This window comes from Mesorhizobium sp. WSM3859 (assembly GCF_002295065.1).
Lineage (GTDB): Bacteria > Pseudomonadota > Alphaproteobacteria > Rhizobiales > Rhizobiaceae > Mesorhizobium.
In genome coordinates this window covers 207,284-217,479 of record NZ_NSGG01000013.1, presented here as the reverse complement: position 1 = coordinate 217,479, position 10,196 = coordinate 207,284, and the positions used below count along the sequence as shown (strand labels likewise).

General features: G+C 61.7%; 9 protein-coding genes. 3 read left to right on the top strand and 6 right to left on the bottom strand.

The features are described from left to right. The 3 genes from CK230_RS24750 to CK230_RS24740 form a co-directional block, all read left to right on the top strand. Positions 1-2,506 (top strand): type I secretion C-terminal target domain-containing protein (locus tag CK230_RS24750; RefSeq protein ID WP_141246084.1); only part of this gene is annotated, 2,506 nt, incomplete at its 5' end. 92 nt (positions 2,507-2,598) lie between these two features. After that, positions 2,599-2,967: a hypothetical protein gene (locus CK230_RS24745; RefSeq protein ID WP_041010296.1), complete on the top strand. Its 369-nt coding sequence runs from the start codon at positions 2,599-2,601 to the stop codon at positions 2,965-2,967. Positions 2,968-3,008: 41 nt separating this feature from the next. After that, positions 3,009-4,388 carry an ABC transporter substrate-binding protein gene (locus CK230_RS24740; RefSeq protein ID WP_245430054.1) on the top strand — a complete coding sequence of 460 codons (1,380 nt, stop codon included), beginning with the start codon at positions 3,009-3,011 and terminating at the stop codon, positions 4,386-4,388. Between the two features lie 319 nt (positions 4,389-4,707). Here CK230_RS24740 and CK230_RS24730 read toward each other — a convergent pair whose 3' ends face one another. The 6 genes from CK230_RS24730 to CK230_RS24705 are packed head-to-tail and all read right to left on the bottom strand — an operon-like array spanning position 4,708 to position 10,188. Beyond that, positions 4,708-5,703, bottom strand: coding sequence for a phosphatase PAP2 family protein (locus tag CK230_RS24730; RefSeq protein WP_095819740.1), 996 nt, complete (start codon positions 5,701-5,703; stop codon positions 4,708-4,710). A 12-nt stretch (positions 5,704-5,715) separates the two neighbouring features. Beyond that, entirely contained in the window at positions 5,716-6,261 is a 546-nt protein-coding gene (locus CK230_RS24725; protein WP_348629167.1) for a prepilin peptidase, read from the bottom strand. After that, the gene (locus CK230_RS24720) at positions 6,258-6,812 is read right to left on the bottom strand and encodes a tetratricopeptide repeat protein (protein ID WP_176480200.1); all 555 of its coding nucleotides are present in this window, start codon (positions 6,810-6,812) and stop codon (positions 6,258-6,260) included. Before CK230_RS24720 ends, CK230_RS24725 begins: the two co-directional genes overlap by 4 nt. A gap of 54 nt (positions 6,813-6,866) precedes the next feature. After that, positions 6,867-7,823 carry a type II secretion system F family protein gene (locus CK230_RS24715; RefSeq protein ID WP_095819739.1) on the bottom strand — a complete coding sequence of 319 codons (957 nt, stop codon included), beginning with the start codon at positions 7,821-7,823 and terminating at the stop codon, positions 6,867-6,869. 8 nt (positions 7,824-7,831) lie between these two features. Then, positions 7,832-8,803 carry a type II secretion system F family protein gene (locus CK230_RS24710; RefSeq protein WP_095819738.1) on the bottom strand — a complete coding sequence of 324 codons (972 nt, stop codon included), beginning with the start codon at positions 8,801-8,803 and terminating at the stop codon, positions 7,832-7,834. Beyond that, positions 8,803-10,188: a CpaF family protein gene (locus CK230_RS24705; RefSeq protein ID WP_095819737.1), complete on the bottom strand. Its 1,386-nt coding sequence runs from the start codon at positions 10,186-10,188 to the stop codon at positions 8,803-8,805. The genes CK230_RS24710 and CK230_RS24705 overlap by 1 nt, the downstream gene beginning before the upstream one ends. Between the last annotated feature and the right edge of the window lie 8 nt (positions 10,189-10,196).

Below are 10,196 nucleotides of genomic sequence, written 5' to 3'. Positions count from 1 at the left end.
CGTGGTCGGCGTCGTCGCCGGCGACACCAATGCCGCCCTCGACAATACCGCGACGCTGGGCATCCAGATCCAGGGCACCTACGGCAAGCTGACGCTCAATGCCGACGGCTCCTACAGCTATACCCGCGATGCCGGCAGCCCCGGCGGCCATGACGACGTCTTCACCTACACCATCAAGGACGCCGACGGCGACACCTCGCACACCACGCTGACGATCTCGATCGGCAACACGCCGCCGACCATCACCGACCTGACGCCGGCCGCCAATGGCGGCGACGTCACCGTCAACGAGGACGACCTCCTGGCCAGCCGTGGCGCGGGTGAATCGGCCGGCTCCGACACCTCCAAGGAAAGCACCACGCAGGGCGGCACCTTCACCATCACCTCGCCCGACGGCATCGCCTCGCTCAGCATCGACGGCCACGCCTTCATCACCAACGGCGTCTTCAGCGCCGGCTCCTTCACCACCGCGCTCGGCAACACGCTCACCGTGACCGGCTACAATGCCGCAACCGGCGTCGTCAGCTACACCTACACGCTCAACGACAACGAGGCGCATGCCTCAGTCCAGGGCACCAACAGCCTGTTCGAGAACATGAGCGTCTCGCTCACCGACCAGGACGGCCAGAACGCAACCGGCACACTCTCCGTCAACATCGTCGACGACGTGCCGACCCTGAACAGCGTCCAGAGCCAGCAGGCCAACAACGACCCCGCGCAGACACCGGCCGTCGGGGCCATCAATCTCGTCCCCGGCGCCGATGGCGTAGGGACCGCCATGACGATCACGGCCAATACGACCGGCCTGACCTCGAATGGGCACAATCTGGTCACGGAACAGGTCGGCAACGTGCTGACGGCCTATGCCGACAACAACAACAACGGAAGCCATGATGCAGGCGACACGGCGGTTTTCACCATCACCGTGAACACCGCGGCCGGCACGTCGGGGCAATATACCTTCGATCTGCTGGCGCCGCTGGACGGCACGGTCTCCAATGTCTCCATCGCCTCGAGCGGCTCTTTCGGCTCCGGCCCCAGCAATTCCATTGTCGTGACGGCGGGAGGCCAGAATGTCGTAATGGTGACCGGCTGGTCGCCGACCGATGCCGGCGGAATCTTCACCGGAGCCCATGAGGCTGCCTGGCTTGCCGGTGGTAATCCGGCGCTGACGCAAACAAACAACGTCAACGGTTCAAACGTCGGTTGGGGTCTTGCCAACAACAATTTCGACGCCGGCGAGTTCATGCGGTTCGACTTTGGCACGCCGAACGACTATGACGGCGCCGGGCCCTACACACCGCCGGCCATCACCATAGCAAATGTCAGCTATGCCAAGTTCTCTTTCGATGCGGTCAGCGCGAGCAACAAGGTCGAGTTCGTCGCCCACTACACGGACGGCAGCACGGCTTCCTTCGTCCCCACGACCGGAGCGACGGCGCTGACGATCAATGCGCCGGCCGGACTGCAGATCGCCTGGGTCGACGCATACGAGTCGTCGGGCAAGACCAAGCTCAACCTCACCGACCTCGGAGTAACATCGACTACAGTCGACCATACAATTCCGGTAACGCTGCAGCTAACGGATGCCGATGGTGACCAGACCGGGACAGCGAATTTCACCGTTCACGTGCAGGACGGTTTGACGCCTTTCGCCGTCGCCACCCCGGTGGTGCTCGATCTCAACCACGATGGCGTCCAGACGACCGATCTCACGCATTCGACGGTATCGTTCGACTATAACGGCGACGGCGTCGCATCGAAGACTGCGTGGGTCGATCCGCATGACGGCATTCTGGCGATCGACCTTAATGGCGATGGCAAGGTGAACAACGGTTCAGAAATCGTCTTCACCCAACACGCCGCGGGGGCTGCGACCGACCTTGCCGCACTTGAGCAGGTCTACGATACGAATCATGACGGCAAGCTGACCGCCGCAGACCACGACTTCGCGCAATTCGGCGTCTGGCAGGATGCCAACGGCAACGGCGTATCGGATGCGGGCGAGTTCAAGAGCCTTGCCGCGCTGGGTATCGTCGAGATCGGACTCGAGAGCGACAATCATCAGTCAATTTCTGCCGACGGCTCGGTCCTGACCTATGGGGAAGCCACGTTCACGACCGCCAATGGCGAGAGTGGCGCGGTTGCCGACATCGGCTTCGGCAATTTCGATTGCGCTGGGGCCACATCGACCATGGCCGGCACTTCGGGCGCCGACACGTTTAAGCTCGATAGCCTCGACATCAAGGACTTGATCACCGACTACCATGGCTCCGAAGGCGACAAGATCGATCTGTCGTCGCTGTTCGAGACGGCGGCGGGAGGCAACATCGCCGACTACGTGCACTATGATGCCGGCACGAAGACACTGAGTGTCGACACCAACGGCACAACCGGCGGCGCCAACTTCGTCGACGTGGCGCAACTGACGAACGCACCTGCCGCCGGCACGATCAACATCCTGTACGACGACTCGAACCATCAACAGCATACGGCCAAGATTTAGCATTTATGTGTGGCGGCTTAGCACTTATGTGTGGCGGCATCCCATGCTATGCATCAGCGAACCGTGAATTCGCAGTTTGGAGAGGGGCTTACATGAAACATTCCGCAAGATTGCTGGCTTCGGCCGCGGCGCTGCTGCTGGCCGGGTCGACGGGCTTCGCCGCCGACATCATCGGCGAGCCGGCGGTGAATTATTGCCGCACCGTGGGCACCTCGGACCTGGTGCTGACCGACAACATGGTCGAGCTCAAGGACCATGTGGTGAAGCTGATGGACGAGTCGGTCGCCGTCGCCAACAGCCCGGAATGGATCAACTCGTCGCGCCCCGCCTTCGTCTGGGCTTCGGAGGCCAAGGTCGCCTGCGGCATGGCCTATGGCTACCTCAAGACGAACTACAAGGACGAAGACACGCTCAACAAATGCGAGTGCTTCCACGACCGCATGGTCGAGTACATGCACTGAGCTGACGGGCGAGCGAACACCGGCTGGCTACGATGATGGCCATGAAAGCCCGGGCGGAGGCGGACGCCTCCGCGACCCCGGCGCAGGCTGCCCGCGTGGCGCCGCAGGCTGATTTCCGACACAAGCGTTGGCGAGCCCTGGTGCTCGCCTTTGTGGTTGCCGCAGCCGCCTCCGGCTGCCAGTCGAAAAGCGGCGCGTCTGACGTGCTCGACCCATCGGCGATCGCGGCGCCCGCCGGACAGGCGGGCAACGCGGCGGCGCAGCAGGCAAGCAGTGCGACCCAGGGCAGCCCGACCCAGACCCTCGCGGCCCAAGCCCCCGCGACTCAAGGCGCCGGAACCGCGAACAGCGCGACCGTGAGCGGCCCGACCTCGGTCGCGGCAGCGAAGGCCAACCTGACGCTCGGCACGGGGTCGACCAAGGTGACCATGCTGCTGCCGCTTTCGGCGCCCGGAAGCACGGGCGAGAACGGCCGAAAGATGTATGACGGCGCGCGGCTCGCGATGGCCGATCTCGGCGACAAGCTTCTGACGCTGACGATCCAGGATACGCGCGGCGACAGCGGCTACGCCAAGGACCTCGCGGTGAAGGCGATCACCTCGGGCACGGCCAAGGTCGTCGTCGGACCGTCGGAGCTTGCCGCCACGCAGCACCTTGCCAAGCTCTCCGGCTCCAAGCGGCCGCCGGTGCTGGCGCTGGCCGACAATTTCGCCGGCGGGCCTGGCGTCTATTCCGTGCGACTGAGCGAAGCCGACAGCGCCGCGGCGGGCGCAGCGGCAATCGCCGGCAAGGGCGCCAGGAAATTCGTGCTGATGGTGCCGGCGGGCGCGGATTCAAGCGCCGTCGAATCCCGAGTCGCCAACGCGCTCAGTATCTACGGCGCCACGCTTGCGGTGACGCTGCCCTATTCGCCGACGGATGGTGGCGACAAGGTGGTGTCCGACATGGGCTCGCTGGTCGAGGCGCCGGATGCCGTGGTCGTCGCCTGCGGCGACGGCAGCCCGGCCGCGGTGCTTGCGGCGCTGAAGGCCAAGGGCATTCCTGGCAAGACGGTGACGCTGATCGGCACCGACCGCTGGCTCGAGCGCCCGATGGATCCGCTCTATGAGGGCGCCTATATCGCGACGCTGGACCAGAGCGAGACCGGGCCGATCGCCGACCGCTTCAAGGCGACCTACAACTACCAGCCGGACGTCAACGTGGCCTATGCCTACGACATGGTGGCGCTGAGCGCGGGCATAGCGAGCTCCACCGGCCCCGACGGCTTCAACAAGCAGGTGCTGGAGAACGCGACCGGCTTCCGCGGCTCGACCGGCCTGTTCCGCTTCCGCAGCGACGGCTCGAGCCAAAGGTCGATGCCGTTTTTCAAGGTGGAGAAGGGCCAGCTGAAGCTGGTGGAGAAGCAGACGTCGGGATTTTGAATTTCACCGGATGGGCGAGCGTTGGATCTTCTTAGAAAGCTTCTTATCCTAGCCGTCGCTGGCGCGGTGGCAGCGGGTGCCGTCGCGCTAGTCGAACAGCTGATGTTTGAGGCGCCAAGGCCAACCGTCTCCGATGAGCCGCTGCCTGCGCCGGTCGTTAAGAAGAAGCCGGTGCGGCAATGGAACCGGCATCTGACATAGCTGCGAAATGAACCGGCAGTCAGCCCTCGCAGCTTCTTGCTTGCACACCGCACCCCGGGTTCGCAGGTTCGGAAGGCACTACCGCGGAAAACCGTTCCGTCGCAGGAAGCGCAGAGCGTCAAACCTTGTTTAGCGGGAAAACCGCCGGGGCGGCATGGGTTTCCCCACGATCGTAAGAGGCGATCGTCCTGACGGCAACAATGGAAGCAACGGCAACCACCGCACCCGCAATCACGTCGATGAGGTGGTGTCCGCCTTCTGGAAGTGTGCTGACAATCATTACGGCATTCACGCACCCAACAGACCAGAACAGCCAGCGGTGGTCTCGAAGCGCGTAAACTACCATGATGCCGAGCGCGGTGTGATAAGACGGGAACGTGACGAGACCTTCGGCCCTTGTCACGAGGAGATTAAATGGCTCTCCGGATCGTAGCCTCATCAGCTCGGTGAAATGCCACATTCCCGCTCGCGCCGTGAAATTGCTGAAGTCGACCGGTTGCGGTTGGAAGTAGGCATAGGCCCCAGCCGCCGGAACGAACGACATTAAAGCGCCGGTCAACGCCCCCGAGACCGCCAGCAAGGCAATGAACTCTGTGAGCCGGGGACGCTTTGCAAAGGCCAGCAAAAGGAGCAGAACCGGAAGCTGCCGCGCAAGCGCGTGGTAGGCGAAAACTAGCGCCCCTGCCGCTATCGGCTGCTTGTTCGTGAGATCAAGAAAGGCTCGCCAGTCGAACCCTATAGCTGCGTCTAGCGCTGCCAATGTTTGGTCCATCAGCGGCCTGTTAGTTGCGGAAGCCAGATACATGAACCAGACCGACGCAAAACTCATTGGAACGAAAAGGCAGGCATTTTTGGCGAGCAAGCGGACGGAGGCGGCACTGGCCGCGATCAAACGCCCCACCCGTGACCTGTCTTTTGCGATTCGCCATTCCACGAGCATCATCGCGACAATGATTGCCGCGAGCACTACTATTACTTTAGTCAATTCGAACCAATTGTTCGAATCGAGAATGACGCTAGAGCGTGGGAAATAGAACAAGTCCACAACAAAGAAGGCTAGCGTGACAGTTGCTATCGTTGCAGCCAGTCTGAACTCGCTACTGCGCACCGTCACGCCTCAGCTTTGTCAGTTGAGTTGCTCAAGTATTCCCGAACTGGTTGCAACCACCAGAGCGTGATACATCTGCAAAACTATTGCACAGATCGCCGCCATCGAAATTGGCACGCCGAACGGCACGACACCCTTGCGATCCATATGCTGCACATAATGGCGAAACATCCCTGCCGGCAACAGGAAGGGATTCTTGACCAAAGCAGCCGTCGCGACCGCGAAGACCAGCAGGAACACTGAAAACACCGCGAGATTGCTCCCGCCCACCAGAAACGGAGTTATACTCATCAGCTTGACGTCGCCGGCGCCAATCTTGCGCAAAAGCCAGAATGGAAACAACGCAAGGAACAGTGCACCACCACCAAAAGCGCTGATCCCCATCTCCAGCCATGAGTGAGTTTGCAACGCCTGGAATTGCAAAGTTCCGAGGCCAAGGCAGAGCAGCAGCAGCACGTCACGGTTCGATATGCGCTGCGTGGAAAAATCTGTCCAGGCGACACGCCCGAGCAGCAAGATCGCCAGCCCTTTGAAGACGAGCGAAGCGGTCAGCAAAATGGTCATGACCGCTCAATGTTCCGGACGCTGGACGATAGCAGCTTCAAATTGTTGGCCACGGTCGGATCGTTGGGCGCCAGCTCGTAGGCCTTGAGGAAGTTGCCGCGCGCATCCTGCAACTTGCCGCGCAGGAGATAGGAATAGCCGAGATTGTTGTAGTATTCGGGCGTCGCGCCGAGCAGCCGGTAGGCCCGGCCGTAGGCCATGTCGGCCAGATCGAAGCGCCGGATGCGGTCGCAGGAGGCTGCGAGACCAAGCCAGGCGACGCCATCATTCGGCGCCAATCTCGTCGCTTTGTAGAACAAGGCGCCGGCATTGCCGTAATTTTCGGAACGGAATTGCGTCTTGGCTTCGGCAACCGCCTGGTCCGAGGCGTAGTAATCGACATCGCTGATCGTCTTCAGACCGTCGAAGGTATCGCCAAAGGCAGTGTAGTCGCCTTTGGCCGGCTCGTTGGTGCGCACGACGCCGGTGCTGGTGCCGTCGGTCGACTGGCAACCGGTAAGCACGAGAAGCAGCACGCTGGCTGCGGCGGCGAGGCGCATCGGCTTTGTCATCTTGTGCCCCAAGGAGCCCTCCGACTCAATTTTAGAAGATAATCATACGACAGATCAGAAGAAAATGCCCTTCATGCGAATGATGACCGGCAGCATGATGATCATCAGCACCACCGGGAAGATACAGAGACCAAGCGGGATCGTCATCTTGACGGGCAAGGAGTTGGCGCGCTCTTCCGCTCGCAGGATGCGCTGATCGCGCATCTCGGCGCTGTAAACACGCAGCGCGTCGGTAAGACTGGTGCCCAGCTCTTCCGACTGCCGGAACAGTACCGCCAGGGCCTTCGCTTCGTCCAGTCCGATGCGATCGGCGAGCTCTCGCAAGGCCTCGCGCAACGGCTTACCAGCCCGTAATTGCAGGTTCATGATCGTGAGCTGGATGCCCAGCCATTTATGCGTGCCCGCCAGTTCCTGGCTCACCCGTTCGACCGCCGCCTCGAGGCTCATGCCGGCATCGGCGCAGGTGATCATCATGTCCATGAAATCGGGAAAGGCGCGACGATAGATCTGCTTCTGCTTATTTTCGAAGCGATCGAGCATGATGCTCGGGATGACGATGCAGCCGAGCCCGATCAGGCCCGCGCCCGCAAAGGCAAAGACGCCGGGCAATCGCGCCGGAAGTACCCTCGACAGGAGGGCATACATAAGCAGAAAGCCTATGGCGACGGCTCCCAGCCGGCAAAGCGTGTAGATAAGCGGTGCGCTGGGGCCATAAAAACCGGCGCGAAAAAGCTTGGCTTCGAGAGCGTCAGGCTCGTTGCGCTCCTTTTCCATGGATCGGAAGTAGGCCTCGACCGGCTTTTGCGCCGCGGCCCGGACGAGATGGTCCTGCCCAAGGATCGAGCGGCGATCCATATGCCCGTCGCCGACAAGACTGTCCGTCACCAGCCTGCGCGTCTGCATCGCGGGCAGGAAAACCAGCGCGGCGAACAGGAACAGGGTCACCGCTGCCACGAAAACGGCGAGTGAGACCAGAAAGGTCAGGTCGTTCGTGTTGGAAAGGAGGCTCATGGTCGCTCCTAGAAATCGAAAGTGACCATGCGGTACATGATGTAGACGCCGAGCAACGCCCAGCACCCGAATGACAGGAACACCGGCAGGATCAGCGGATTACCCCAGATCTTGCCATAGTAGGACGGCGCCACGAGCATCAGGATCAGGAACATAAAGGGAGGAAACAGCGAAATGATCCATGCCGATACCCGGCCCTCGGCCGAGAGAGCCCTGATCTTCAATCCAAGTTTCCGCCTTTCGCGCAGCACGGACGACAGGTTCGCGAGAATCTCAGTAAGGTTACCGCCCGTCTTGGCCTGAATCGAAAGGGACACCGACAGCAGGTGCAGACCCTCGAAGCCGACGCGCTCCGACAGTTTCCGCACCGCCTGTTCCATGCTGAGCCCGAAGGTGATCTCGTCGGCGACGATGCCGAACTCCGTACCGAGCGGATCGGGCATCTCGCGGGCGACGAGACCGATTGCGACCGAGGCTGGGTGGCCGGCACGAAGCGAACGGACGATCATGTCGAGCGCATCGGGCAATTGCCCCGCGAACTTCGCTATCCGCTTTTTGCCGGCTCGGCGCAGGATAAGCAACGGCAATGCAAACCCCACGCCTAGAAAGATCAGAAAAGCCGCCGGCGCCGAGACACCAATCATGAACCAGAGAAGCAGCGCCAGTCCTAAACCGGCGAGAAGAAACGACACCGCGAAAGTCAACGGGTTTCCGGTTATCCCGGACCGGGTGTACAGCCGGTTCAACCAAATAAAGTTGGACGCGAAGTCTCCTGAACCAGTCAGGCCACGCTCGCGCAGCAGGCTTTGCAGGGTCTGCTCCGCGGGAGCCTCATCGGCGAGGCGGCGAAGCCGGTGATTGACTGCGAGCAGGTGCGAACGCCGGCGCGTGAGGGAGAGGTAGAATGCCTCGCCGGCAAGGATGACGGAGGCGGCCGCAACCACGTAGATGAAATAGAGCAGCGTCTGTCCGGTCAGCATTACATGGCTACCTGCGGATTGAAAGCGTCCTTGGCGAAATGGAGGCCAAGCGTTGCTGCCTCAGAGGCGAAACGGGGACGCACGCCGGTGGCACGGAACTCGCCTATGATCGTGCCGTCGGCGGCAACGTCGCGCCGGACATAGTGATAGATTTCCTGAAGCTGGACGACATTGCCTTCCATGCCAGTGATCTCCGAAATCGAGATCACGCGCCGACCGCCGTCGGAAAGACGCTGCGTCTGCACGATGATGTCGATGGCGGAAGCGATCTGGGCACGAATAGAGTCGTGCGACATCGGCATTCCCGCCATGCCGACCATCTGTTCCAGGCGCGAGATGGCATCGCGCGGCGTGTTGGCGTGGATGGTCGTCATCGAGCCTTCGTGGCCGGTGTTCATGGCCTGCAGCATGTCGAAGGCTTCCTCACCGCGCACTTCGCCGACGATGATGCGGTCGGGTCGCATGCGCAGCGCGTTCTTCACCAGCTCGCGCTGGCGGATCTCGCCCCTGCCCTCGACATTGGGCGGCCGCGTTTCCAGCCTGCCGACATGCGGCTGCTGCAGCTGCAGTTCCGCGGCGTCCTCGATTGTGACCAACCGCTCCTTCGATGGAATATAGCTGGAAAGCGCATTGAGCAGGGTGGTCTTGCCGCTGCCGGTGCCGCCCGAGACCAGGATCGACTTGCGCGCCTGCACGGCGATCCTGAGCATGTCGATCATCGGCTGGCGGATCGAATTGAATGCCATCAGGCGTTCCAGCGAATAAGGGTTCTTCGAGAATTTGCGGATCGACACCAGAGGGCCGTCGATCGAAACCGGCCGCACGGCGATATTGACGCGCGAGCCGTCATCGAGGCGCGCATCCGCCATTGGGGAGGATTCGTCGACGCGACGGCCGATATTGGAGACGATCTTGTTGATGATCCGCAGCAGATGCGCCTCGTCGCGGAAACGGATCGAGGTTTGCTCGATGATGCCGCGACGCTCTATAAAGACGCGCTCATGCGTGTTGATCATGATGTCGGTGATCGAGTCGTCCTTGAGAAGCGGCTCGATCGGACCGAGGCCCAGCATCTCGTCGGCCGTGTCGCTGGTCAGCTGATCCAGCTCACGGGCATTCAACGGTACGTTCCGGCCGCGCACGAATTCGCGCACGATCGGTCGGATTTCATTCAGGATCTCGTCCTTTGAGGCGCTTTCCAGTGCCGTCAGATTAAAGCGATCGATGAGATGGCGATGCAGTTCGACCTTGAGGGTCAAGAAATCATCGCCCTGCGGCTCTGCTTCCGCCGCGGGAGTGCCGGCAGCTCCATTCGGCGCAGCGACGACAACCGGCGACAACGGCGTCTTCTGTTCGTTCGGCCCTTTGATGAAGCGACCCAGCATGCCGCTTA